The following is a 24,066-nucleotide window of genomic DNA, read 5'->3' as shown; positions in this document are numbered from 1 at the left end:
GCGCGATGAGGAACGCACGACGCCTGCGGGCCGGCCTGCGGGGCTGGGGCGGGGTGGGCGCGATGGCCACCATGTGCGTGCTCGCGCTGATCTTCGCGCTGGTGCTGACCCGCACCGGGTCCCCCGCCGCCAAGGCCCCGAAGGCCGCGGGGCACACCGTGACGGACGCCGTCGGCACGAAGGCGGACGAGGAATGCACCGATCCGGAGAAGCAGACCCTGCCCCCCTCCGACGCGGACGGCGCCACCATCGACGCGATCAAGAACCGCCCGGGCGAGAAGCGCAAGCTGATCGTCGGCATCGACCAGAACAGCTACCGCTGGGGCTACCGGAACCCCGACGGCGGGGACGGCGCACAGCTCGAGGGCTTCGACATCGACCTGGTGCACCGCATCGCCGAGGACATACTCGGCGACCGGGACGCGGTCCAGTTCAAGGCGATCCCCACCGACCAGCGCATCTCGGCGATCAAGGACGGCCGGGTCGACATGGTCGTCCGCACGATGACGATCAACTGCGCCCGCCTCCAGGACGTGGCGTTCTCCGCCCCGTACTTCAGGACGGGGCAGCAGGTCCTGGCCCCGAAGGCGTCACCGATCACGGGGTACGACAAGACGCTCGCGGACCGGGAGATCTGCACGGCGGCCGGCTCCACCGCGTACGCGAAGCTGGAGGAGGACAAGGCGGCGGGCGAGCTCCCGCGGTCCGCCGACATCCGCACCACCGTCCCCAACCAGCTCGACTGCCTGGTGAGGCTGCAGCTCGGCGAGGTCGACGCGGTGGTCACCGACGGCGCGCTCGCCGCCAGCCAGGCCGCCCAGGATCCGACGGTCGAACTCAAGGGCGACGCCTTCACGGTCGAGTACTACGGCGTGGCGATGAAGAAGGACGCGGACGACCTGCTGCGCCGGGTCAACCAGGTCCTGGTGGACTTCCGCGAGGACACCGAGGACGGATGGCGAAAGGCGTACGAGACATGGCTGTCGGCGACACTGGGCAGTGATCCCGCGAAGTCGGAGCCACCCGCCCCGCAGTACCTGCGCACGAGCTGACCAGCCGTCAAAGGACGATTCCCGAAGACCGATCGTCAACGACCGACCGTCAACGACCGACCCCCAGCGAGAGGTGATCGATGGGCGACACGGACCCCACCGGGCCGGTGATGGACCGGGACGAGGTGGACCGTGCGCTTGCGCGGCTCGGCGCGGAGCACGAGGCGGTCGAGACCTCGCTCCTCGCCCTGCAGGACCACGCGGGCCGCAGGCTCCTCGAGGGTGCCCGCCTCACCGGCCGCACCGCGGAACGCTGGACGGCCACCGAGGCGTCGATCACGCTGCTGTGGACGTACTTCGACGCGTACGCGGATGCCCTGCGCACCGCCCGCGAGATCCGTGCCCGGCGCCGCTGGTCCAGCCGCGAGGACCTGGTGGAGCTGACGGAGCTGCTGCGCGGCGAGTGCGTCACGGTCGCGGGCTCGGCCACCGCCACCGCCACCGCGAACGCGCCGACGCCGCACGGCCGGCCCGGGAACCGGCTCAGCGAGCGTTACTCGCTGGCCGCGCTGGTCGAGCGGATGAACGAGCTGTACGCGTCGTCGCTGGACACGGTCGTCGCCGCGGACGCGGTGTGGTCGGCACTGCCCGCCCGGATCGATCTCCTGGCCGCCGAGCTCCGGCGCACCCGCCGGCTCGCGCACCCGGTCGGGGTGCGCCCCGGCGAGCACCCGGCGGGCGACGACCTGGAGCGGATCACCCGCTCCCTGACCGCGCTGCGCGAGCAGGTGGTGTCCGACCCGCTGGCGTTCTGGAAGCCCGCGGAGGGCAGTTCGGCGCCGGGCGGCGGCAGACCGGACACGACGGTGTACGACCGCGAGGCACGGGCCCTGGAGGAGGTGCGCCGCGAGATCGACGCGGTGCTGGCGGTCCGGCAGGACTCCGAGAAGCGGATCGTGCGGCTGCGGGACGTCCTGTCGCGCGCCGACCGCACGCTCGCCGAGGCGCGCACCGCGCGCGGCGAGGTGCTCGCGAAGATCGCCGCGACGGAGGTGCCGGTCGTCAGTGGACCGCCGACCGTGCTGCAGGAGCAGCTGGCGGCGGCCGCCGAGTACCGCAGGCACGCCCAGTGGCACCGTCTCTCCCCGCTCCTGGAGTCCCTGGAGCAGAAGGCGGAGGACGAACTGGAGCGCGCCCGCGAGTCGTTGACCGCGGTCACCGCGCCGCTGGCGATCCGCGCCGAGCTGCGCGGCCGGCTCGACGCGTACAAGGCGAAGGTCTCCCGGCACGGCCTCGCGGAGGACGCCGTGCTGGTCGAGCGGTACGAGAGGGCGCGCCGCATGCTGTGGAGCGCGCCCTGCGATCTGCGCGTCGCGCGGGAGGCGGTGCTGCGCTACCAGCACGCGGTCGCCGAACTCCTCGGCACCGCGCCCCGGGTGCCCGGTCAGGGCATGCCCGAGGAGCACGGGGGGCCCGGCGCATGAGCGACAACGGGGAGGCGGCCTCATGAGTCAGGCGGAGAACCGGACACACGGCCAGGGGCGGAACGGGCAAGGAGTACGGGCGGAACAGCAGGGGCGGCAGGCACAGCCGTCGCAGGCCGCCGCCCCCCGGACCTGCCAGCGTCCCGGCTGCGGGGGTGCCTACGAGGACGTCGGCGACGGCGAGCTGTACTGCGACACCTGCGGTCTGGCCCCGGTCGTGTCGTCGACGGGCATGGTCGGCTCGGTCCCGACCGGTCTCACCGTCGGCGGCCGGGACTCGCGCGACTCGGCCGACAGCGGCGGACCCCGCGCCGGCGGCCGCGGTTCGCGTCCGTCGTCGCGTACGTCGTCGCAGTCGTCGAAGTCACGGCGCTCGGTGTCCGGGCGGCTCTCCCGCTCCCTGGCGGGGAGCGGCGCCGCGCGCTCGGTCTCGGTGCGCGGCTCCGGCTCGCCGACCGGCTCCTCCGGCCGCGGCCGGCTGGGCGCGGGGCTGGTCCAGGTCCCGCCGATCCCGCGCCCCGACCCGCGCGCGATGGTGCTGGCCGACCCCGAGGTGCCCGAGCGGAAGCGATTCTGCTCCCGCTCGGACTGCGGGGCCCAGGTGGGCCGTGCGCAGGCCAGGCCGGGTCGTACGGAGGGCTTCTGCACCAAGTGCGGCCACCCGTACTCGTTCGTCCCGAAGCTGCGGGCCGGCGACGTGGTGCACGGCCAGTACGAGGTGGTCGGCTGTCTGGCGCACGGCGGACTGGGCTGGATCTACCTCGCCGTGGACCGGGCCGTCTCCGACCGCTGGGTGGTCCTCAAGGGCCTGCTGGACACGGGCGACCAGGACGCGATGGCCGCGGCGATCTCCGAGCGGCGTTTCCTCGCGGAGATCGAGCACGCCAACATCGTGCGGATCTACAACTTCGTGGAGCATCTCGACCAGCGCACCGGTTCCCTCGACGGCTACATCGTCATGGAGTACGTCGGCGGCAAGGCCCTGAAGGAGATCGCCAACGGACGCCGGACACCGGACGGCAGGCGGGACCCGCTGCCGGTCGAGCAGGCGTGCGCGTACGGCATCGAGGCGCTCGAGGCGCTGGGGCATCTGCACCACCGCAACCTGCTGTACTGCGACTTCAAGGTCGACAACGCGATCCAGACCGAGGACGAGCTCAAGCTGATCGACATGGGCGCGGTGCGCAGAGCGGACGACGACGAGTCGGCCATCTACGGCACGGTCGGCTACCAGGCCCCCGAGGTCGCCGACGTCGGCCCCTCCGTCGCCTCCGACCTCTACACGGTCGCCCGGACGCTCGCCGTCCTCACCTTCGACTTCCAGGGCTACACGAACGTCTACGCGGACTCGCTGCCCGACCCCGACCACATCGAGGTCTTCCGGCAGTACGAGTCGTTCTACCGGCTGCTGGTGCGCGCCACCGACCCCGACCCGGCCCGCAGGTTCGCCTCCGCGCAGGAGATGAGCGAACAGCTCACCGGCGTCCTGCGCGAGGTCGTCTCGATCCAGTCGGGCCGCGCCCGTCCCGCCCTGTCGACCCTGTTCGGCCCGGAACCGAGGGTGACGGACACGGAGTTGTTCCCCCAGTGGCGGGGCGACGTGTCCCGCCTCGGGGCGCGGGCGGTGCCGCGAGCCGGGTCACGACGGGTGCCGGGACGGAAGCAGCCCGCCGAAGGGCCCGCCCCCGCCCCCGCCGCCGGCGCCTTTGGCACGGTGGACCTCGTCAAGCCCGTCGACACCCCCGCGGCGGCCCTCGCCCTGCCCGTCCCCCGCGTCGACCCCACCGACCCCCACGCCGGTTTCCTGGCGGGCCTGCTGACCTCCGCGCCCGCCGAGCTGGTCAACGCCCTGGCCGCCGCGCCCGCGCCGTTGGCCGAGACCCGGCTGCGGCAGATCCGCGCCTGGCTGGAGACCGGTGAGTCGGACACCGCGCTGGACGCGCTGCGGGCCCTGGAGGAGCGGGACCCCGACGACTGGCGGGTGGTCTGGTACCGCGGGGTCGCCGCCCTGGTCACCGGCGACCACGAGGGCGCCGCGCTCGCCTTCGACGCGCTCTACGACGCCTTCCCCGGCGAGATCGCGCCCAAGCTGGCGCTCGGCCTGTGCGCGGAGGTGCTGGGCCAGCTCGACAACGCCGCCGAGTACTACCGCCTGGTGTGGTCGACCGACCCGAGCCATGTGAGCGCGGCGTTCGGCCTGGCCCGCGTGCGGCTCGCCACCGGTGACCGGCGCGGCGCCGTACGGACGCTGGAGTCGGTGCCGGAGTCCTCCATCCACTACACGGCCGCGCGGGTCGCGGCCGTACGCGCCCGGCTGCGGGGGCGGACCGCCACCGCCGGTGACGTGCCGTTCCTGGACGACCTGAGCGCCGCCGCAGCACAGGTCGAGGCCCTGGAGTCGTACGGCCTGGATCCGGCGCGCCGGGAGCGGTTGTCGGCCGAGGTCCTCGGCTGCGCGCTGGACTGGGTACTCTCCGGGGGCCAGGGTTCCGTTCCGCCCGCGGCCCCGCCGGGCCGGGGGAACCGAAACGCCGCCGAGGGACGGACTCTGCTCGGCAGCGGACTGGACGAGCGGAACCTGCGCTTCGGACTGGAGCGTTCGTACCGCACGCTGGCCCGGCTGGCGCGGAGCGGTGAGGAAAGGATCGACCTGGTGGAACGTGCCAACCGTTACCGCCCCCGGACGTGGGTGTAGTTGATGTCGCAAATGCCCCAGCAGGCCGCCCTGTCGAAGTGCCCGAGCTGCGAGGAACCCCTCGAGCCGGTTGATCGTTTCTGCGGTGCGTGCGGATACGACCTGTCGGCGGTCCCGGCACCGCCGACGGACCGTCCGACGATCGCCATGAACGGCTCGGTGCCCTCACCGAGCCCGGCGGAGCGCGGGGCAGCTGCCCGGCCCCCGGCGGCGCCCCAGACGCCCCCGGCCGGACCTGGCTGGCCCGCCGCCGGTCCGGAGGGCTCCGGCGCGTCCGCCCCGACGCATCGACCGACGGACCTGGCGGGCACGGACTCGGCCGGCATGGCGCTGTCCGGCGGCACCCACCACCCCGCGCCCGCCACCCCGGCGCCCGCACCGGCAGTCGTGCCGCCACGCCCGGCCACCCCGCCCGTCTCCGCTCCCACCGCCCCACCCGGGCCCCCGCCCCCGCCCGCCGCGCCTCCCGCCGCCGGCGCGGCCCGCTCCTCCGGCGTGCGCTTCGACCGCCCCGCCCAGCCGGTCGCGCAGCCCGAGGAGTACCCGCTCCAGGCCCCGGACCCGCGTGTGGCCGCCGAGCGGGGCAGCCCGCCCCGGACGCCGCCGACGCACCGGACGCCGCGGTGTGCGTGGCCTGCCGCGCGGGCAGGGTGGACGACGACGGCTACTGCGAGAACTGTGGCCACGCCCAGCCACGCGAACGGGACCACATGGAACAGGAATGCGACCCGATGGCCGCGGTCAGCGACCGTGGCCTGCGCCACCACCGCAACGAGGACGCCTTCAGGATCGGCACCGCCACGTTGCCCGACGGCTCCCCCGCCTCGGTCGCGATCGTCTGCGACGGCGTCTCCTCCGCGACCCGGCCCGACGAGGCCTCGCTGGCCGCGTCCCGGGCGGCGAACGAGTCGCTGCTCGCGGCCCTGCCGCGCGGCACGCACCCGCAGCAGGCGATGCACGACGCGATCGTCGCCGCGTCGGACGCGGTCAACGCGCTGGCCGACGAGCCCCTCGCGGACCGTGAACGGCCCCCGCACCAGAACGCCCCGGCCTGCACCTTCGTCGGCAGCGTGGTGACCGACGGCCTGCTGGTCGTCGGCTGGGTCGGCGACAGCCGCGTGTACTGGGTGCCGGTCGACCGCGCCGCGCCCCCGGCCCGGCTCACCGAGGACGACTCGTGGGCCGCGCAGATGGTCGCCGCGGGGCTGATGGGCGAGGCCGAGGCGTACGCCGACCAGCGCGCCCACGCGATCACCGGCTGGCTCGGGGCGGACGCCTACGAACTGGATCCGCACACCGCGTCGTTCAAGCCGGACCGGCCCGGTGTGGTCGTGGTCTGCACCGACGGGCTGTGGAACTACGCGGAGTCGGCCGAGGAGATGGCCCGGGTCGTCCCCCTCGACGCCGCCGTCCGCCCGCTGCACGCCGCGCGGGTCCTGGTCGGTCACGCCCTCGACGGCGGGGGCCACGACAACGTGACAGTGGCCCTCGTCCCGTTCCCTGCCGTGCCGCAGGGGGCAGGATCGGCCTGAGGCCGCGTACGGCGGGCCCCGTGCGGGGAAACTACGGGGAAGCCGCGGGGAAGCCGCAGGAAGGTGCCAACGAACCGGAGGGGGCCGGTCCGTCATCTGTCGTCGCCCCGCACCGTCGGGGTTCTCCAGGGGAGAGAAACAGGCATGGCCAATTTCTCGAAATCCAACGTGCCGCAGTTCTCGGTGGACGTGTACCAGAACGAGTACCTGCCGGAGGGCGGCCGCGAGGTCAACGCCATCGTCACGGTGACCGCCACCGGCGGCGGCACCCTCGGCAGCGCGGTGACGGCGCCCCACCTCTACGCGCCCGGTGAGGGACCGTCAGCGGCCGTGGTGCTCATGGTCGACTGCTCCGGGTCGATGGACCATCCGCCGGCCAAGATGCGCAACGCCCGCGACGCCACGGCCGCCGCGATCGACGCCCTGCGCGACGGCGTGCACTTCGCGGTGGTCGGCGGCACGCATGTGGCGAGGGAGGTCTATCCCGGTGCCGGACGGCTCGCGGTCGCCGACGCGGCCACCCGCGAACAGGCCAAGCAGGCGCTGCGGGCGCTGAGCGCCGGCGGGGGCACGGCCATCGGCACCTGGCTCCGGCTGGCCGACCGGCTGCTGTCGTCGGCGGACGTGGCGATCCGGCACGGCATCCTGCTGACCGACGGGCGCAACGAGCACGAGTCGCCCGAGGACCTGAAGACGGCTCTGCAGGCGTGCGCCGGGCGGTTCACCTGCGACGCCCGCGGAGTGGGCACCGACTGGGAGGTGAAAGAAGTCACAGCCATCGCCTCCGGCCTCCTCGGCAGCGCCGACATCGTCGCCGACCCGGCCGGCCTCGCCGCCGACTTCACGCGGATGATGGAGACGGCGATGGGCAAGGAGGTCGCGGACGTCTGCCTGCGGCTGTGGACCCCGGTGGGCACGACTGTGAAGTTCGTCAAACAGGTCGCGCCGGCGGTCGAGGAACTGACCGGACGCCGCAGCGAGGCCGGCCCGCGCGCGGGCGACTACCCGCTGGGTTCCTGGGGCGACGAGTCCCGTGACTACCACCTCTGCGTCGAGGTCCCGGCCGCCGGCATCGGGCGGGAGATGCTCGCCGCCCGGCTCTCGCTGGTCGTTCCGCAGCCCGGGGAGGGCGTCCGGAAACTCGGCGCGCAGGGTCTCGTACGGGCCGTGTGGACGGACGACATGGTCGCCTCCACATCGATGAACCCCCAAGTCGCCCACTACACCGGACAGGCCGAACTGGCGCAAGTCATCCAACAAGGGCTCGAGTTACGCAAAGCGGGCGATATCTACGGAGCGACGTCCAAACTGGGCCGGGCCGTTCAGCTCGCGAGCGCCTCCGGCAACGCGGATACTGCGAAACTGCTTGCGAAGGTGGTGGACGTGGTCGACGCCCCGACAGGTACTGTGCGACTGAAAGCGAGGGTCGAGGAGGCCGACGAGATGACACTCGAAACCCGGTCCACCAAGACTGTTCGTGTAAAAAAGTGAAGCTGAAGTGAACGAGCCCGGCCTCCCAGGCCGGAGAACTCCGGTCGGAAGCGACCGAAAAAGGAGAGGAGGAAGCGCCGACATGCCGACCTGCCCGAACGGACACCAGTCGGGTTCCGACGACTGGTGCGAGGTGTGCGGCCACCGCATGGCGGGGTCCGTGCCCCCACCGCCGCCTCCTCCCCCACCACCACCCGGCGGCGGCTACGGATTCCCGCCCCCCGGCGGCCAGTCCGGGCCCGGCGGCCAGGGTGGCCCCGGCGGTTTCGGCGGCCCGGGCGGCCCCGGCGGCCGGCCGGAGCTGTGCCCGCAGTGCCGCACGCCGCGTGAGGGCGGCGCGCCGTTCTGCGAGGAGTGCCGGTGGAACTTCCTGACGAACACGGCGACCTCGTACACGCCGGCCGCCCCGCGTCCGGTGAACCCCAAACCGGGCGGACACGGTGGTCCGGGTGGTCACGGCGGGCCGTACCAGCAGCCGCCCGGTCCGTCGTACGGCGGTGGCGGTGACTCCTATGACTACCAGGGCTCCCGTCCGTCCCAGGTGAACCGGCCCGCCGAACCGATCCCGCCGGGCCCGCCCGGTTTCGGCGGCGGCCCCTCGCGCCCGGCACCGCCGCCGCCCGGCCCGGGTGGTCACGGCGGTCCCGGTGGCCAGGGCGGATACGGCAGTCCCGGTGGGCCCGGCGGCCCGGGCGGCCCCGGCGGTCCGCAGGCGTTCGGTGGCGGCCCGCCGGCCCCGCCCGGATTCCCGCAGGAGACCGGCCGTCCGCCGCAGCAGGGCGGTCCCGCCTTCGGCGGCGGTGACGACTGGACGCTTCCCCCGCCGTCCGGTGGTCCCGGCGGCGGCCAGAACGGCCCCGGCGGTTACGGCTACCCGCAGCCCGGTGCGACGCAGGCGCCGCCCGGCCCCGGCGGGTTCCCGCAGCAGCCCCGGGGGCCGGTGACCTGGACCGCGACGATCGGCCCGGACCGCGACTACTTCATGGCGATGATGCACCGCTCCGGCCCCGAGGCCACGGGCCTGAACCTGCCCGCGTACTCGCCCGAGCAGCAGCGCACCCTCACCGGCAACCAGCTCACGATCGGCCGCCGGCGCCACTCCACCGGTGACACTCCCGACATCGACCTGTCGACCCCGCCGGAGGACCCGGGCGTCTCGCACCAGCACGCGGTGCTGGTCCAGCAGCCGGACGGCAGTTGGGCCGTCGTCGACCAGAACTCGACGAACGGCACGACGGTCAACGGCTCGGAGGAACCGATCCAGCCCTTCGTCCCGGTCCCGCTGCAGGACGGCGACCGGGTGCACGTGGGCGCCTGGACGACGATCACCATCCACCGGGGCTAGGGCCTGTCCGGCCGGAAGGCGCGCTCAGGAGGGCAGGGGCCGGCGGGCAGGCCCTCCTGGGTCGTCCAGTCACGCCCCGGAGCGGTCCGCGCCGACCGCGAGGCCGTAGCACGGAAGGGTGAAGACCTAGGCCTTGGGGCCTATGCCGCGGGGTCTGAGACCATGGACGGCGTGACAGAGATTCGGCGCGGCACGCTTCAGGAGCAGACGTTCTACGAGCAGGTCGGCGGGGAGGAGACGTTCCGCCGGCTCGTCCACCGTTTCTACGTGGGGGTGGCGGACGATCCACTGCTGCGGCCCATGTATCCGGAGGAGGACCTTGGTCCGGCCGAGGAGCGCCTGAGGCTGTTCCTGATCCAGTACTGGGGCGGCCCGACGACGTACAGCCAGAACCGGGGCCACCCGCGGCTGCGGATGCGGCACGTGCCGTTCAAGGTCGACCGGGCCGCACACGACGCCTGGCTCACGCACATGCGCGACGCCCTCGACGAGCTCGGCCTGTCCGAGGAGCACGACCACACGCTGTGGAAGTACCTGACGTACGCCGCCGCCACGATGATCAACTCCCCCGACTGAGACGGAACGGCCGAGCGGCCGGACGTGCGCATTCCGGTCGCCTGGCACCGGAATCCGGTCACGATCCGGTCAAGTCCGAACTACAAGCGCTATCCCGTGACGGACCCCCTCTGACACGATCACCCGGAGGTCCGGACAACACGAGGGGTCTCGGGTGGGGAGCGCTGCGGGGACGGCGAGGTTCGTCCTGGCGCGTGCGCGGGCGTACCGGCCCCTGCTCGCCGCCGCGCTGCTCACGGTCCTGCTGACCACGGCGGTTCTGGCGACCCTCACGGCGTACTCCGGCGCGATCGGCGACGCGGCCCTGCGGCACGCCCTGCGCGACCCGCGAGGCGCGGCCGACACCACCCTCGTCGTCAAGGCGAACGTATCCGCGCAGGAGCGTGCCGCGGCCGGCACCGCCGTACGGGACGGCGCCCGTGCCGCCTTCGACGGACTGCCGGTGACCCTGCGCACCCTGTCCCGCTCCGGCCCGTACGCCCTGCCCGCGTCCGTACGCCCCACGGACGGACATGCGAACCCGGGTGCCCCCTCCGGCGACCGGGACGTCTCCGACGCCCCCGGCCTCACCCACCTCGCCGCCCTGGACCCGTGATCCCGCTGATCATGCTGACCTCCGAGGCGGCCCGCCCGGTGCCGGAGGTCCTGGTGGAACTGCCCGTGGGACGGGTGGCCGTTCTGCTGGCCGCCGTGACCGTCGTCCCGCTGCTGGTCACGGCCGTACTGGCGCTGCGCCGGGCCGACCCGGTGACGTCACTGCGGGAACGGGGAGGTGAGTGAGGTGACCGACCGGTCCCGGGGCTCGCGGGTGGGCGCCCCCTGGGTGCGTACCCGGCTGCGTGCCGCTCCCGGCACCGCGCTGGCCCTGGCGGTGCTGGTCGCGGTGACCGCGTTCCTGGCCGCCGTACTGCCGCGCGAGGTCGACCGGTACCAGGACGCGGGTCTGCACCGGGCGATGGAGGCGGCCGGACCCGACCGCACCGTCGTGCAGCTGGTCGCGCCGCCGCCCGGTGTCGGCCTGCCCCAGGAGGAGCGGGAGGCGGGCGTACGCGGGGACGCGGTGCGCGGGTACCGGTCCACGATCCTCTCCCTGGCCACGGGGCCCCTCTCCCCCGACCGGGACCAGTCCTCCTCCGGTGTGCGCACCTCCGAACCGCAGCAGATGCGGGAACCCTGGCTGCCCCGGCCGGACGGGCTGCCCGCGCAGCTCCACCTCTTCGCGCAGGACGCCCTCGGCGGCCATTCCGAGCTGCGCGAAGGCCGGCTGCCACGGGCCCCGGACACCGTGACCGCGGCGACGACACGGGTGGAGGGCGCCGTCACCACCGAGACGGCCCGGGACCTGAACATCGAGGTGGGGTCCGTCCTGCGTTTCCCCGGTGTGGAACGCGCCCCGCTCCAGGTGCGGATCACCGGCGTCGTCGAGCCGCGTGAGCCCCGGGGCGCGTACTGGTCGGCCGATCCCGTGCTGCGCACCCCGTACCTGACCGTCCTCGCCGGCGACCCCGAACTCCGGCAGTTCTGGCGGGGCGCGCTGCTGCTGCCGCCGGACGCGGCCCCGGCCCTGCTGAGCACCGCCGGTCACCGATCTGCACGGCCACGAGGTGCCCCGGCTGAAGTCCGCCGTCGCGGCGATGGAGTCCGGGCCGGTGCTCCAGCGGGCGCGCGCGGCCACCACCCCCGAGCTCACGGCGCACACCGAACTGGACGACGTGCTCACCGAGTACGCGCGGCTGCGCTCCGCCCTCGGCCCGATGGTGGCCGTCGCCGCCTTCGGCACCGGCGCGGTCGCCGTCGTCGTCCTGCTCATGGCGGGCGGCCTCGCCGCCGACCGGCGCCGCGCGGAACTCACGCTGCTGCGTGCCCGCGGCGGTTCCCTGCGCGGCGTGGCCTGGCCTGCTGGCCGAGACGGCGGTGGTCGCGGTGCCGGCGGCCGCCCTGGGACTGGCGGCCGCGTGGCTCGCGGTCCGCGAGGCCCGGCCGGTGTACGCGGTGGCGGCCGCCGGCGCGGTCGCCGGCCTCGCCTGCCTGGCCCTCCCGCTGCGGGCGGTCGTCGCGCACCGCTCGGTACGCGTCCACGCCGCTCGCGAGGACGTCGCCTCGGCCCGTCCCTCACGGCGCCGCACGGTCGCCGAACTCACGCTGCTCGCCCTGGCGGTGGGCGCCGTCGTCGCCCTGCGCACCCGCGGCACGTCGAACGGGGCGAGCGCGTCGGGCGATCAGCTGGTGTCGCTGGCCCCGGTGCTGGTGGCGACGATCGCCGCGCTGGTGCTGGTGCGGCTGTACCCGCTGCCGTTGCGCGGCCTGGCCCGTCCGGCGGGGCGGCTGCGAGGCGTGGTCGGCCCTCTGTCGCTGGCCCGCGCGGGCCGTGCCTCCGGCTCCGCGGTACTGCCCCTGCTGGGCCTGCTGACCGCGCTCACCACCGCCGCCTTCGGCGGTTCCGTGCTCAGCGGCGTGGCCGACACCCGGGACCGCGCCGCCCTGCTCACGGTCGGCGCCGACGCCCGCGTCGAGTCGCTCCACGTGCTCCCGGCCGACCTGCCCGGCGCGGTCCGCCGCGTGCCCGGCGTGCGGGACGTCACCCCGGTGAGCATCGCCTACTCCGCCCACCCCCGGGACGACAGGCTGTCGACCCCGGTGACCGGCGTCGACCCGGCCGGCTACGCGGCCCTCACCCGGCACACCGGCGTCGGCGCCTTCGACCCGGAGGTGCTGCGCGCGGCGCCCGGTTCGAAGACACTGCCCGCCGTGGCCTCCCCGTCGGTCGCCGAACGCCACGGCACCCGGCCGTTCCCGGTGCGCATGGAGGACGGCAGCTCGGTCACCGTGCGGATCGCGCAGGTGCGGGAGCGGACCCCGGCCGTCGTCGGCGAGGAGTTCCTGGTCGTGGACCGCTCCGGGCTCACCGCCCGCGCCGCCCGCCCGACCGCGCTGCTGGTGACCGGCGACCGGACGGACGGGGCCGCGCTGCGACGGGCGGTCGGCGGCGCGACACCGGTGCAGCTCCTCGCCGAGGTACGCGCCGGATACGTCGACTCGCCACTCCAGTCCGGCGCCGAGCGCGTCTACGCGGCGGCGGTGGCGGTGGCGGCCGGCGCCGGATACGCCGTCCTCGCCCTGCTGCTGACCCTCGTACGTGCCGCCCCCGACCGCGCCGCGCTGCTCGCCCGGCTGCGCACCATGGGCCTCACCCGCGCGCAGGGCCGCCGCCTGCTCGTCCTGGAGTCCCTGCCGCAGGCCCTGCTCGCGGCGGCCGGCGGCACCCTCACGGCCTGGGCCACCATCCGGCTGCTCTCCCCCGGCATCGACCTCACGACGATGGCCGTACCCGCCACAGTGTCCGGGGCGGGACGGGCCGCGCTGCGCACCGACCCGGTGTCGCTGCTGGTGCCGGCGCTGGTGGTCGTCCTGCTCACCGTCGGCATCGCGGTGGCGCAGGCGTGGTGGACGGGGCGCCGGGGCTCGGTGCGTGAACTGCGGGTGGGTGACGCCCGATGACCGTACCGCCCCCCTCCCGACGGACCCGGTCCCTTCCAGGAGATGCCGCACGATGACGACGAACCCCACGCTGGCCGATCTGGCCCACCGTGTCACCGCCGACCGCGAGCGTCCCGCCTTCGGCCATGACGCGCTCATCACCTGTGACCGTCTCGTCCGGGTCTTCACCGCGGACGGCGTGGAGGTGCAGGCCCTGCAGGGCCTCGACCTCCTCGTGCGCGAGGGTGAGTTGATGGCTCTCGTGGGCGCGTCCGGCAGCGGCAAGTCGACCCTCATGAACATCCTGGCCGGCCTGGACACCCCCACCGCCGGCGCGGCCCGGGTCGCGGGCCGCGACCTGCTCGCGATGACCTCGAAGGACCGCCTCGCCTACCGCCGCGAGGTCGTCGGCTTCGTCTGGCAGCAGACCTCCCGCAACCTGCTGCCGTATCTGACCTCGGCGCAGAACGTCGCCCTGCCGATGCGGCTGCGCGCCGCCGCCCGGGGCCGGTCCGCCCGCCGGGCCCGCGCCGAACGCGTCGTGGAACTGCTGGAGTTGCTGGAGGTCGCCGACTGCCGTGACCGCCGCCCGCACCAGATGTCCGGCGGCCAGCAGCAGCGCGTCGCCCTCGCCGTGGCCCTCGCCAACGATCCGTCGGTACTGCTCGCCGACGAGCCGACCGGGGAACTGGACTCGCACACCGCGGAACAGGTCTTCGCCGCGTTCCGCACCGCGAACGAGCGGCTCGGTACGACCATCGTGATCGTCACCCACGACCAGGCGGTGGCGAGCGAGGTCCGCCGCACGGTCGCCATCCGCGACGGCCGCACCTCCACCGAGGTCCTGCGCCGCAGCGAGGTCGACGCCGCCACCGGTCACGAGACCGTCGTGGCCCGCGAGTACGCCATGCTCGACCGCGCCGGCCGACTCCAGCTCCCCGCCGAGTACACCCGGACCCTGGGCATGCGCGACCGCGTCGCCCTGGAACTGGAACCGGACCACATAGCCGTCCGCCCGGACGACGGTGAGCGGGACTGAGGGAACCGAGAGGGAGCGAAGGGCGCCGAGAGGCACGGGCCGGGAACCGGCCGCGACCGGCTTGCGTCGCCTCAGCGCACGCTGAGGCCGAGCGCCCCGAGCCCCGCCCGCCGCAGCGCGATGGACCCGTACGGTGTCCGCAGCCGAAGCCACGCACCGGAGACGAGCAGCACCGGCGCGCCGTCCGCGCTCTCCCCCTGCCCGCACCGGCAGACTCGAGGGCCCGCAGGAAGCCCAGTGACTGGGCCGCGTGCACGGCCCGCACCGGGAGGTCGGTCCGGCCGACCCTGCGGGACCAGATCTCCCGCCCGATCCGGTCGAGTTCGGCCCGGGTGCGCGACTCGGCGGTCAACTCCTCGGTACGCGCCCGGAATTCGGCGACCGCGGCGGCGACGAGCGCACGCAGGGCATCCGGTGCGGGCAGCCCCGGTTCGGCCTGCCAGCCCCCGCGCGGGGGCAGCACGCCGGCCCACGGCGGCCCGGTCACCGCGCCCGGCACCGTGGCGGTGGCGGCGGCCTCGTCCACCGATTCCAGCAACTCACCGGCGGACACGGTCACGTCCAGGGTGACGTCCAGCCCGTTCTCGTACGGCTTGGCCAGCCGCACGGCGCGGATCGCCAGCACCTCGAAGGAGGGCGGGCGGCCGAACACGGCCAGTGCGGTGCCCGACGCCTGGAGGCGCACTGCGGCCGCCCGGTCGTAGTGGAGCAGCCGGGAGAGGAAGGCCGCGAGGTCCGCCGCCTCCCCCTCGTCGGCGAGGTGGAGCACCGTCATGCCGCGACGGCCTCCTCCTGATCGGCGTCGGCGCCGCGGTCGGCGCCGTCGTCCCCGCCGTCCGTGTACTCCTGGAGGAACTCCTTCTCCTCCTGGGTGATACGGCGCGGACGCTGGGCGTCGAAGTCGAACGGCACGATCACCGTGGAGGCCCGGACGTAGAGCTGGTCGCCGTCCTTCACCTCGTAGGTGAGGGTGAAGGACGCCGCCCGGATCTCCGTGACCCACAGCTCGATGTCCACGGGCGCGTGCCGGTGGACGAGTTGCCGCTTGTAGTCGATCTCATGACGTGCCACCACGGACCCCTGCTGGAAGTCCTTGTCCGGGCGGAACAGGAAGTCGATACGGGCTTCCTCCAGGTAGCGGAGGAAGACCACGTTGTTGACGTGGCCGTACGCGTCCATGTCCGCCCAGCGCAGCGGGCAGCGGTAGATGTGCCGCAAGAGATCAGCCCCGGGTCAGCTTCTTGTAGGTGGCGCGGTGCGGGCGGGTGGCGTCCGGGCCGAGCCGCTCGGTCTTGTTCTTCTCGTACGACTCGAAGTTGCCCTCGAACCAGAACCACCTGGACTCGCCCTCGTAGGCGAGGATGTGCGTGGCGACGCGGTCCAGGAACCACCGGTCGTGGGAGATGACCACGGCGCACCCCGGGAACTCGAGCAGCGCGTTCTCCAGGCTCGACAGCGTCTCGACGTCGAGGTCGTTGGTCGGCTCGTCGAGGAGCAGCAGGTTGCCGCCCTGCTTGAGGGTGAGCGCGAGGTTCAGCCGGTTGCGCTCACCGCCGGAGAGGACACCGGCGGGCTTCTGCTGGTCCGGCCCCTTGAACCCGAAGGCGGAGACGTAGGCGCGCGAGGGCATCTCGACCTGGCCCACGTTGATGTAGTCCAGCTCGTCGGAGACGACGGCCCACAGCGTCTTCTTGGGGTCGATGTTCGCGCGGGTCTGGTCCACGTAGGAGATCTTGACGGTGTCGCCGACCTTGATCGCCCCGGAGTCGGGCTCCTCGAGGCCCTGGATCATCTTGAACAGCGTGGTCTTGCCGGCGCCGTTGGGACCGATGATGCCGACGATGCCGTTGCGCGGCAGCGTGAAGCTGAGGTCGTCGATCAGGAGCTTGTCGCCGAAGCCCTTGCTGAGGTTGTTCACCTCGACGACGACACTGCCCAGCCGCGGGCCCGGCGGGATCTGGATCTCCTCGAAGTCCAGCTTCCGCATCTTGTCGGCCTCGGCGGCCATCTCCTCGTACCTGGCGAGACGCGCCTTGGACTTGGCCTGGCGTCCCTTGGCGTTGGACCGCACCCACTCGAGCTCGTCCTTGAGGCGCTTCTGCCGCTTGGCGTCCTTGGCGCCCTCGACCTTGAGACGGGCGGCCTTGGTCTCGAGGTACTTGGAGTAGTTGCCCTCGTAGCCGTGCAGACGTCCGCGGTCCACCTCGCAGATCCACCCGGCGACGTTGTCCAGGAAGTACCGGTCGTGGGTGACGGCGACGACGGTGCCCTCGTACTTGGCGAGGTGCTGCTCCAGCCAGTTCACGGACTCGGCGTCGAGGTGGTTGGTGGGCTCGTCGAGGAGCAGCAGGTCGGGCGCCTCGAGCAGCAGCTTGCAGAGCGCCACGCGGCGCTTCTCACCACCGGAGAGGTTGGCGACGGGCCAGTCGCCGGGCGGGCAGCCCAGGGCGTCCATGGCCTGCTCGAGCTGGGCGTCGAGGTCCCAGGCGTTGGAGTGGTCGAGCTGCTCCTGCAGCTTGCCCATCTCGTCCATGAGCTCGTCGGTGTACTCGGTCGCCATCTGCTCGGCGATCTCGTTGAACCGGTCGAGCTTGCCCTTGACCTCGGCCACACCCTCCTGGACGTTCTCCAGGACGGTCTTGTCCTCGCTCAGCGGGGGCTCCTGGAGGAGGATGCCCACGGTGTAGCCGGGGGTGAGGAAGGCGTCACCGTTGGACGGCTGCTCCAGACCCGCCATGATCTTCAGAACGGTCGATTTACCGGCACCGTTCGGACCGACGACACCGATCTTCGCCCCCGGGTAGAAGCTCAGGGTGACGTCGTCGAGGATCACCTTGTCGCCGTGCGCTTTGCGCGCCTTGCGCATGGTGTAAATGAACTCAGCCAAGAGAAACCGTCCGGCAGCTTGAAATCAGGCAGTGGGCAGATACACCCCATCTTGCCCGACCGCCACCCCCGGGGGAAACCCGTCCGGTCCGGCACCTCTGACCTGGGGTTTCACGAGGCTGTGTTCAGCTCTCCCGGGTCGTCTCGCGTCGGCGGGCGATGACCAGGGCCGTTCCGCCGAGGACGACCAGGGTGATGGCGGTGCCGACGATCCAGGGGGTGATGCCCGAGGCGCCGGTCTCGGCGAGGTTGACGTCGGTGGCCGTGCCGCCGAGGGGGGCGGGGGTGGGCCCGCCGAGGGTGTGGACGTCCACACCGGTCTCGGCGGCCCGGGTCCTGCAGTCGAGCAGGCCGGTGAACCGCTTCTCGAAGCCGTCCGAGCCCCGGACCGTGAAGTCGTACGTTCGGTCCTCGGCCAGCGGAACCGTCACCGTGCGGGACTCGCCCGGCTCGACGGTGTACTCGCGCTCCGCGAGTGCGAAGGTGAAGGGCTCGTCGTCCTGATTGGCGGCGGTGACGTCGACACCGCCTTCGGCGCAGTTCGTCCGGGCGGACACGGCCGGTATCGCACCCTGCTCCGCCCAGGTCGCGCTCGCCGTCGCGGAGACCGTCGAGGTGCTGGAGCCGGCCAAGATCTGGGTCTGGCTGCGGCTGTCGGAGGCGAAGGCCCGGCCGACCGGCACGGTGGTCGAGGCCTGCGCGGTCAGCTCGACCGTGTCCGCCGGCGCGTCCTCGGGTATCCCGAAGAACACCTCGCTGCCGTCCGTCGCCGTGGTGACGGGCTCGCCGTCCCGGTCGACGATCCGCACCCCGCTCGTGGCGGCGTCCGCCGGCGGTGACACCGTCACGCTGTCCGCGTCCGTGCGCACCGTCACCGGGCCGAGCAGCTCACCCGGACGGCCGGAGACGGCCGGCGGCTCCAGGGTCAGCGACGCCCTCGGCTCCGGCTGGTTCCGCGCGCTCTTCTCCAGGTAGTCCGCGAGCTGCTCCGCCTGGGGGTCCACGGCGTCCACGTCCACGTCGTCGGAGTAACGCCAGATCGCCACCTGCGTACCGGCCGCCGCGTCCTGCTCGGTGAGCTGGCCCCGGACGCCCGCCCGGTTGGCGAGCGCCGCGAGGTCGTTCACCTGGGGGTAGGAGTTGCGCAGGATCCAGCGGATCCGGCCGGCGTCCTCGTTGGCGCCCAGCGAGGTCCCGTTCCACGCGGTCTCGTAGTACTTCGCGTCCGTCTGCGTGGGGGTGTGGATGTCGACGCAGTACGTCTGCAGCATGCCGCCGCCCTCGACGGACATCTCGAACAGTCCCGCCGACACCCGCTGGTCCCCGGCGGCGCCCTGGATGACGGCCTCGCCGTACGTCTTCAGGCCCTCCACCGTCGCGGCCGCCCCGCCCTCACCGCGCGCCGCCCCGGCGGTGGCGGCGGCCGTCCCGGCGCCGGCCAGCACCCCGGCGGCGACGAATCCGGACACCAGCGTCCCGGCGGCGAGACGGGTCACCGTCGTACGCCGGGGCGCGGACAACGCAGAGCACGCAGACAACGCAGAGAACGCTGCAAACACCGATTTCCCCTCCGAGCGGGACCCGTTGACGCGGGGGACGGGCCCCACCAGCAGATTTACCGGCCCCGAGAACCCCGGGAGCCATGCCCGGCATCCTAAGTACGGCGCGAAGCACGCCTGTCGGTGATCAGGTCGGAGGCATGATCCGAATCGGAATCGTTATCGCCGGCGCGGGCACGAACAGAGCTTGTCGACAAATCCACCCGGGACCGTTCCGCATTCAATAACTGATAAGCCGCACTTCGGTCAGCCGCACCGCCGGGGCCCGACCGGTGACATCACGTCACCATGGCCGGTTCCGGTACTCGTTGGGTGGCGACGGTCCCGGACCCGTCGATTGTGCCCGCCACTTCGGCCTCCTCGGCTCGCTCGCCGGCGGCGGCCGTGCCGCCCGGCCCGCTCTCCCAGGTGGGCTCCGGCCGGCCGGGGAGGTCTGCTGCTGCTCCGGCCGGCCCGAGCGCCGGAACGCCGACGTGCCCCGGGCCAGATCGTGGCCGATCGCCACCGCGTCGATGTCCGCCGAAGTCCAGCCCTGCTGCCCCTCGCGTGCCTCCGTACGCACCTTCAGCCGCCCTCGCACGAGCACGGGTTCGCCCACCGACAGCGAGGCCATGGTGTTGACGGCGAGCTGCCGGTTGGCCCACACCGTGAAGAAGTTGGTGTGCCCGTCCGCCCACGTGCCCTTCTCCCGGTTCCAGTACCGAGAGGTGACCGCCAGCCGGAACCTCGCCACCGGTCCGGACGCCGTCTCCCGGTACACCGGCCGCGTCGCCACGTTGCCCACCGCGCAGATCATCGTCTCGTTCATCGTGCCTGCCTCCCCCCGCCCGGACGCCGGCACCGGCGCCGGACGGATGCACGTACGGGCCCGTCCCGTACGGATGCGAGTCAGACTGCCGCCTTCGGGCCGGGCCCGCTGAAGCCTGTGGACCACCACCGCACTGTGGAGAACTCCGCCACCCGGACGAGTGGCGGCGCCGGGCGCCTCAGTTCCCCCGGCACCCGTCCCCACCACCCGCCCGTACTGCTCCCGTACCTCCCGGTACCGCAGCAGCTCCGCCGCCACCGGGTCCAGGACGCGGGCGCGTCCGCACCCCGCGGCCGCCTCCCGCAACCGTCTCTCGGCCTCCAGACCGTGCCGCCGGGCCGGACCGCGGGCGGCCATCCGGCAGCTCCACTCGATGAGCGGCCCGCCGACGATGCCGATCACCATCAGCAGCACCGGCACCCCCAGGTTCGGTGACATGAACCCGATGATCTGGCCCAGCAGCCACAGTCCGCCGACGAACTGGAGGATCGTCATGGACGCCTGGGCGAGTACGGCCACCGGCCACCATCCGGGCCGCGGCGGCCGCCCCGGCGGCAGGCCCGCGCGCACGGCGAGGACGTCCAGCGCCTCGGGCAGCCCCTGGGAGCCCCGTACGGCCGCCTCGCGCACCGCCTGCGCCCACGGCGCGGGCAGGCCGTCCGAGGCACGGTCGGACACCGTGCGCACCGCCTGCTCCACCCGCTGCCGGGCCGTGACCTCCTGGTCGGGCTGCGTCCGCTGCGGGAACTTCCCGGTGGGCGGCCCGCTCCGGCCCTGGCACCAGCGCCACAGCCGCAGCCACGGGGTGCCGCACGCGCGGTTGGCGTTGCGCAGCCACGCGCGTTCGGCCGCCTCACCCGCCGCGCCGGCGCCCACGGCGTCCGCGAGCCGGTCCGAGAACTCCTCCCTCGCCTCCTCGCTCAGCCCGGCCCAGCGGCGGTTGGCGTAGACGGGCCACAGCCGGGCGGCGGCGATGTCGACGTCCGCGCCGATACGGCGGCCCGCGGCTCCGCGTTCGGCCACGAACTGACCGAGCGCCTCCCGCAGTTCGTCGACCCCGTCGCCGGTGAGCGCGGACAGTGCGAGCACCGTCGTACCGGGTTCTCCGTACTCGCCCAGGGCGATGCCGTCCTCGTCGAGCAGTCGTCGCAGATCGTCCAGGACCTGATCGGCGGCCTCCCCGGGGAGCCTGTCGATCTGGTTGAGGACGACGAACATGACCTCCGCGTGGGCCGCCATGGGCCGCAGATAGCGCTCGTGCAACATCGCGTCGGCGTACTTCTCCGGGTCGACGACCCAGATGACCGCGTCGACCATGGCCAGTACCCGGTCCACCTGTTCGCGGTGCTGTACGGCCGCCGAGTCGTGGTCCGGCAGATCGATGAGGACGAGTCCGCGCAGTCGGTCGTCCGCGTCCGCCGTCGCCTGCAGGGGGCGGCGGCGCAACCGGGGCGGGATGCCGAGCCGTTCGATGAGGCTCGCGGCGCCGTCGCTCCAGCTGCACGCGATGGGCGCGGCGGTGGTCGGCCGCCGCACGCCGGTCTCCGAGATGGCGACTCCGGCCAGCGTGTTGAACAGCTGCGACTTGCCACTGCCCGTCGCACCCGCGAGGGCGACCACGGTGTGCTGCCCGGAGAGCCGGCGTCGCGCGGCGGCCTCGTCGAGGACCCGGCCCGCCTCGGCCAGCGTGCGGCTGTCGAGCCGGGCCCGGGACAGTCCCACCAGCTCGCGCAGCGCGTCCAGCCGCGAGAGCAGCGGCGGGTCGTACGCCAGGGGGGCCACGGCCTGCGGCGCGGGCTTGCGGGTCTCCCGCACGGTGAACCGCTCGATCCCGGCGGTCTCGGTCACCCGGCGCGCGATCAGCCCGTCGCCCCAGGGGGCCTGTGAGTCCGGCTCCTCCGGGAGCACCCCGTCGCCGCCCTCCTCGTACTCGGCCTCGCCCTCCTCGTACTCGGCCTCGTCCTCCTCGTACTCGTCGTCCCCGTACTCGTCCTTTTCGTCCTCGGCCTCGGGGGAACCGGACCCGCCGTCCGGGCGATCGGAACACCCCGACCGCCCGGCCCGCTCGGAATGATCCGAACGCGCGGAGCGCTCAGGGTGCTCGGTGTGGTCCTGGTCAGTGACGGCGGTCACCGGTCACCTCTCCTTCTGCAGTACGGACAACGCGGCGATGAGTTCGGCCTGGGGCTCGGGATGCACCTCGAGCGCGTCGAGCGGCGCGAGCCGGCGCTCGCGTTCGGTGTGCATGATCCGATCCACGTATTCGAGGAGCAGCCGCCCGCCCCGGTCGCGCAGCCGCAACGCCCCGTGCGCGCCGAGTCGTTCGGCGAGCTTCTCCCCGCGGTCCGCGCCCGGCGTCCGCTCAGCAACGCCGTGGCGACCAGGGCGGCGACCGTCTCGGGATCGGGCGCGACACCGCGGTCGAGTTCGCGCACCTCTTCCTCGGCGTACTCCTCCAGTTCGCGCCGCCATCGCCGTACGGCCAGCCCGATCCGGTGCTCGACGCCCTCCACCGTCCCGTCACGTTCGGTGAACTCCGGTGCACCCGCTGCCGGTTCGCGCCGCCAGGCGGTGTCGATCCGCTCGTCGGCGGCGGCGACGGCGCACAGCAGCAGGGCGCCCAGGCTCTCCACGAGGGTGTCGAGGAGTTCAACGGGAGTGCAGTCGAGCGGGAAGGCGCGCCACCGCTTGAGCGCGTCGCCGGCGAGCACGCTTCCGGCCTGCAGCCGACCGCGCAGCCGCGCGTGCTCGCTCTCGTACGCCCCCTCGACGACGGAGGTGAGCCGCAGCGCGGCGGCGTGCTGCGCGGCGGCGGCACCGGCGAGTTCCGGCATGCGGGACTTGAGGGAGTCGAGGACGCCGTGGGCGGTCCGCGCCATGACGTGCTCGCGGGCGGCGGGGTCCTGCGTCTGGTGGACGAGCCAGGTCCGCAGCGACGCCACGGCGGAGGCCGGCAGCAGCCCGCCGCCCCAGGCCGACTCGGGGAGCTCCGGCACGGTGAAGCGCGGTACGTGGCCGAGCCCTGCCTTGGCGAGCAGGGCGCCGTACTGCCGCGACACCTCGGACACGACCTGGTGGGGCACCCGGTCCAGGACGGTCACGAGGCTGACGTCGTACTCCTTGGCGGCGCGCAGCATGTGCCAGGGGACGGCGTCGGCGTAGCGGGCGGCGGTGGTGACCATGACCCAGATGTCCGCGGCGCAGATGAGTTCGGCGGCGAGGACGCGGTTGTCGGAGACGAGGGAGTCGATGTCGGGTGCGTCGAGCAGGGCGAGGCCGGGCGGGAGGCTGTCGACGGTCTCGATGCGCAGCACGCGCGCGGGGTTCTCGCCGGGGAGCAGGTGGTCCTCGGCCTCCCGTTGGGGCACCCACACGCGTGTGAGGTCGGGCAGCACCCGCATTCCGCTGAACCAGTGGTGGTCCTCCGGATGGCAGACAAGCACCGGTGTGCGTGTCGTCGGGCGCAGCACCCCCGCCTCGCTGACCCGCCGCCCCACGAGAGAGTTCACCAGGGTGGACTTGCCCGCCCCGGTGGATCCTCCGATGACGGCCAGCAACGGCGCTCCGGGCTCTCTCAGGCGGGGCACCAGATAGTCGTCGAGCTGCGCGAGCAGTTCGTCGCGGTTGGCACGCGCGCGTGGGGCCCCCGCCAGGGGCAGCGGGAAGCGTGCGGCGGCGACACGGTCGCGCAGGGCGGAAAGTGCGTCGAGCAGCTGAGGCCGTACGTCCAAGGTCACCACATGCGAAGAATGCCCAATTTCAGGGGAATTCTGAAGCATATGGGCATGCCTGCGCGCCGATCAGACACAAGGGACGGAAGGGATGACTGGGACGCGGGTACCGCCGAGGCATAACGAGTGCACAACACCCGGCGCGCGAGAGGTCGAAAGCGGTGCGTGATTCGTACCCGCCTGCGATTATCGGGACCGCTTCACTGAACCTCCACATCGAGCCACGGAGGCGAAGCGACAGGGGCAAGGACGCGGGAGCCCTATCCTTGTCCCCGGCAACGTCGGGAACCCGCCACACCCGGGCACCGCGACAGAGGCCACCACACCCGGGCCCCCGTAGCTCAGTGGATAGAGCAGGCGCCTTCTAAGCGCTTGGCCGCAGGTTCGAGTCCTGCCGGGGGCGCTGCATTTACGCAGGTCAGGGCGTTTCTCAGCCCGCCGCGAGAGCATT

Annotated in this window: 14 protein-coding genes, 1 tRNA gene and 4 pseudogenes; 12 read left to right on the top strand and 7 right to left on the bottom strand. The window is 73.4% G+C overall.

Going from position 1 to position 24,066, the window contains the following annotated elements:
* Nucleotides 1-5: 5 nt before the first annotated feature.
* The 9 genes and pseudogenes from WJ438_RS26915 (at nucleotide 6) to WJ438_RS26875 (ending at nucleotide 10,895) form a co-directional block, all read left to right on the top strand.
* A complete protein-coding gene (locus WJ438_RS26915; RefSeq protein WP_406727510.1) occupies nucleotides 6-1,052 on the top strand; it encodes a glutamate ABC transporter substrate-binding protein in 1,047 nt (348 codons plus the stop codon).
* An 80-nt stretch (nucleotides 1,053-1,132) separates the two neighbouring features.
* Entirely contained in the window at nucleotides 1,133-2,476 is a 1,344-nt protein-coding gene (locus WJ438_RS26910; protein ID WP_406727509.1) for a hypothetical protein, read from the top strand.
* A 22-nt stretch (nucleotides 2,477-2,498) separates the two neighbouring features.
* Nucleotides 2,499-5,171, top strand: coding sequence for a tetratricopeptide repeat protein (locus WJ438_RS26905; RefSeq protein WP_406727508.1), 2,673 nt, complete (start codon nucleotides 2,499-2,501; stop codon nucleotides 5,169-5,171).
* A 3-nt stretch (nucleotides 5,172-5,174) separates the two neighbouring features.
* Nucleotides 5,175-6,703, top strand: a pseudogene (locus WJ438_RS26900) (protein phosphatase 2C domain-containing protein).
* A 144-nt stretch (nucleotides 6,704-6,847) separates the two neighbouring features.
* Nucleotides 6,848-8,194: a vWA domain-containing protein gene (locus WJ438_RS26895; protein ID WP_406727507.1), complete on the top strand. Its 1,347-nt coding sequence runs from the start codon at nucleotides 6,848-6,850 to the stop codon at nucleotides 8,192-8,194.
* 82 nt (nucleotides 8,195-8,276) lie between these two features.
* On the top strand, nucleotides 8,277-9,539 hold the full coding sequence (locus tag WJ438_RS26890; RefSeq protein ID WP_406727506.1) for an FHA domain-containing protein: 1,263 nt from the start codon (nucleotides 8,277-8,279) through the stop codon (nucleotides 9,537-9,539).
* A gap of 162 nt (nucleotides 9,540-9,701) precedes the next feature.
* The gene (locus tag WJ438_RS26885; protein WP_406727505.1) at nucleotides 9,702-10,115 is read left to right on the top strand and encodes a globin; all 414 of its coding nucleotides are present in this window, start codon (nucleotides 9,702-9,704) and stop codon (nucleotides 10,113-10,115) included.
* A 154-nt stretch (nucleotides 10,116-10,269) separates the two neighbouring features.
* Nucleotides 10,270-10,704: pseudogene (locus tag WJ438_RS26880) on the top strand (ABC transporter permease); the annotation flags it as partial.
* 2 nt (nucleotides 10,705-10,706) lie between these two features.
* Nucleotides 10,707-10,895, top strand: a complete 189-nt coding sequence (locus tag WJ438_RS26875) for a hypothetical protein (RefSeq protein ID WP_406727504.1) — start codon at nucleotides 10,707-10,709, stop codon at nucleotides 10,893-10,895.
* Here WJ438_RS26875 and WJ438_RS26870 read toward each other — a convergent pair.
* Nucleotides 10,828-11,925, bottom strand: coding sequence for a hypothetical protein (locus WJ438_RS26870; RefSeq protein WP_406727503.1), 1,098 nt, complete (start codon nucleotides 11,923-11,925; stop codon nucleotides 10,828-10,830). The genes WJ438_RS26875 and WJ438_RS26870 overlap by 68 nt on opposite strands.
* A gap of 50 nt (nucleotides 11,926-11,975) precedes the next feature.
* Here WJ438_RS26870 and WJ438_RS26865 point away from each other — a divergent pair, with 50 nt between their 5' ends.
* A complete protein-coding gene (locus WJ438_RS26865) occupies nucleotides 11,976-13,613 on the top strand; it encodes an FtsX-like permease family protein (protein WP_406727502.1) in 1,638 nt (545 codons plus the stop codon).
* Nucleotides 13,614-13,665: 52 nt separating this feature from the next.
* Nucleotides 13,666-14,631: an ABC transporter ATP-binding protein gene (locus tag WJ438_RS26860; RefSeq protein WP_406727501.1), complete on the top strand. Its 966-nt coding sequence runs from the start codon at nucleotides 13,666-13,668 to the stop codon at nucleotides 14,629-14,631.
* Between the two features lie 71 nt (nucleotides 14,632-14,702).
* On the opposite strand, the pseudogene WJ438_RS26855 reads toward WJ438_RS26860, so the two are convergent.
* The 6 genes and pseudogenes from WJ438_RS26855 to WJ438_RS26830 all read right to left on the bottom strand — a co-directional run bounded on the left by WJ438_RS26855 (nucleotide 14,703) and on the right by WJ438_RS26830 (nucleotide 23,624).
* Nucleotides 14,703-15,406, bottom strand: a pseudogene (locus tag WJ438_RS26855) (hypothetical protein).
* Nucleotides 15,403-15,849: an acyl-CoA thioesterase gene (locus WJ438_RS26850; RefSeq protein ID WP_406727500.1), complete on the bottom strand. Its 447-nt coding sequence runs from the start codon at nucleotides 15,847-15,849 to the stop codon at nucleotides 15,403-15,405. Before WJ438_RS26850 ends, WJ438_RS26855 begins: the two are co-directional and overlap by 4 nt.
* A 4-nt stretch (nucleotides 15,850-15,853) precedes the next feature.
* On the bottom strand, nucleotides 15,854-17,518 hold the full coding sequence (ettA, locus tag WJ438_RS26845; protein WP_406727499.1) for an energy-dependent translational throttle protein EttA: 1,665 nt from the start codon (nucleotides 17,516-17,518) through the stop codon (nucleotides 15,854-15,856).
* Nucleotides 17,519-17,642: 124 nt separating this feature from the next.
* Nucleotides 17,643-19,076, bottom strand: coding sequence for a Cys-Gln thioester bond-forming surface protein (locus tag WJ438_RS26840; protein WP_406727498.1), 1,434 nt, complete (start codon nucleotides 19,074-19,076; stop codon nucleotides 17,643-17,645).
* Nucleotides 19,077-19,359: 283 nt separating this feature from the next.
* Nucleotides 19,360-22,017, bottom strand: a complete 2,658-nt coding sequence (locus WJ438_RS26835) for a single-stranded DNA-binding protein (protein ID WP_406727497.1) — start codon at nucleotides 22,015-22,017, stop codon at nucleotides 19,360-19,362.
* A 3-nt stretch (nucleotides 22,018-22,020) separates the two neighbouring features.
* Nucleotides 22,021-23,624, bottom strand: a pseudogene (locus WJ438_RS26830) (dynamin family protein).
* Between the two features lie 321 nt (nucleotides 23,625-23,945).
* Between WJ438_RS26830 and WJ438_RS26825 the strand changes: the two are divergent.
* Nucleotides 23,946-24,018 (top strand) — tRNA-Arg (locus tag WJ438_RS26825).
* Nucleotides 24,019-24,066: the final 48 nt, after the last annotated feature.

The organism is Streptomyces sp. GD-15H (genome assembly GCF_045291515.1).
GTDB lineage: Bacteria > Actinomycetota > Actinomycetes > Streptomycetales > Streptomycetaceae > Streptomyces.
The sequence above is the reverse complement of the archived record's forward strand: the minus strand, read 5'-3'. Positions and strand labels throughout refer to the sequence as shown.

Coding starts and splice junctions, on each gene's coding strand:
- WJ438_RS26885 (WP_406727505.1), top strand. CDS start 9,702: ATGGACGGCGTGACAGAGATTCGGCGCGGCACGCTTCAGGAGCAGACG.
- WJ438_RS26860 (WP_406727501.1), top strand. CDS start 13,666: ATGACGACGAACCCCACGCTGGCCGATCTGGCCCACCGTGTCACCGCC.
- WJ438_RS26890 (WP_406727506.1), top strand. CDS start 8,277: ATGCCGACCTGCCCGAACGGACACCAGTCGGGTTCCGACGACTGGTGC.
- WJ438_RS26910 (WP_406727509.1), top strand. CDS start 1,133: ATGGGCGACACGGACCCCACCGGGCCGGTGATGGACCGGGACGAGGTG.
- WJ438_RS26895 (WP_406727507.1), top strand. CDS start 6,848: ATGGCCAATTTCTCGAAATCCAACGTGCCGCAGTTCTCGGTGGACGTG.
- WJ438_RS26870 (WP_406727503.1), bottom strand. CDS start 11,925: ATGAGCAGGACGACGACGGCGACCGCGCCGGTGCCGAAGGCGGCGACG.
- WJ438_RS26915 (WP_406727510.1), top strand. CDS start 6: ATGAGGAACGCACGACGCCTGCGGGCCGGCCTGCGGGGCTGGGGCGGG.
- WJ438_RS26905 (WP_406727508.1), top strand. CDS start 2,499: ATGAGTCAGGCGGAGAACCGGACACACGGCCAGGGGCGGAACGGGCAA.